1 pseudogene is annotated in these 599 nt (G+C 65.8%); it reads left to right on the top strand.

Annotation, left to right across the window (positions count from 1 at the left end):
• Positions 1-27 precede the first annotated feature (27 nt).
• Positions 28-599 (top strand): annotated as a pseudogene (locus NS334_RS17100) (hypothetical protein); the annotation flags it as partial.

Below are 599 nucleotides of genomic sequence, written 5' to 3'. Positions count from 1 at the left end.
GCAATCTGTCTCGCGACCCAGGCCCAGATGCTCGAGCGCACATCGGATCTGCATGAGGAGAACGCCGCGACCGGCAGGGCCGTGATGCCGTCCGCCGTGAGCGCGGCCGCCGGCATGCCGTTCGATCTCGCAGCACCCGCCGACATCGCGACCAATCGCAAGAACATGGCCCTTTTGGTCCAGTTGCGCTGGATCGCCGTGATCGGCCAGATCATCACCATCGGCTTTGTGCAGTTCTGGATGGGCGTTGCCCTCCCGCTGCTGCCGTTGGCCGCCGTGATCTCCGGGCTGGTGGCCCTCAATGTCGTCAGCCTGCTGTGGCTGCGCTACCGGGCGGACATCAACAACCTCGAGCTCTTGATCGCGCTGGCGCTCGACGTCGCGGCCCTGACCGCCCTGCTCTATCTCAGCGGTGGCGCCACCAATCCCTTCACCTCGCTCTATCTGCTGCAGGTGACGCTCGGCGCGGTGCTGCTCGATGCGCCCTCGACCTGGTCGCTGGTGGCGCTGGTCTGCGTGAACTTCGCCTGGCTGACCAGCTACTACCGCCCGCTGGAGCTCCCGCAGCACGGCTTTGCCGACGCCTTCAACCTCTATAT

It is taken from the genome of Sphingomonas endophytica, assembly GCF_001476895.1.
Lineage (GTDB): Bacteria > Pseudomonadota > Alphaproteobacteria > Sphingomonadales > Sphingomonadaceae > Sphingomonas > Sphingomonas endophytica_A.
The sequence above is the reverse complement of the archived record's forward strand: the minus strand, read 5'-3'. Positions and strand labels throughout refer to the sequence as shown.